The sequence below is a fragment of the Paraburkholderia sp. BR10954 genome, from assembly GCF_040965775.1.
Classification (GTDB): domain Bacteria; phylum Pseudomonadota; class Gammaproteobacteria; order Burkholderiales; family Burkholderiaceae; genus Paraburkholderia; species Paraburkholderia youngii.
In genome coordinates this window covers 1-255 of the sequence record NZ_JBFRCK010000304.1, presented here as the reverse complement: position 1 = coordinate 255, position 255 = coordinate 1, and the positions used below count along the sequence as shown (strand labels likewise).

General features: G+C 57.3%; 1 rRNA gene. It reads right to left on the bottom strand.

The annotated features are described in order from the left end of the window. Positions 1–214: ribosomal RNA gene (locus AB4Y34_RS42345) — 16S ribosomal RNA — on the bottom strand; the annotation flags it as partial. Positions 215–255: the final 41 nt, after the last annotated feature.

Genomic DNA, 255 nt, shown 5'->3' with positions numbered 1-255 from the left:
CGAGGTCCCGAAAGATCCCCCGCTTTCCTCCGCAGAGCGTATGCGGTATTAATCCGGCTTTCGCCGGGCTATCCCCCACTCCAGGACACGTTCCGATGTATTACTCACCCGTTCGCCACTCGCCACCCGACCGAAGTCCGTGCTGCCGTTCGACTTGCATGTGTAAGGCATGCCGCCAGCGTTCAATCTGAGCCAGGATCAAACTCTTCAGTTCAAACCTGTTACTGTTTTCGGGCTCTTTCGAACCCGGTCGCT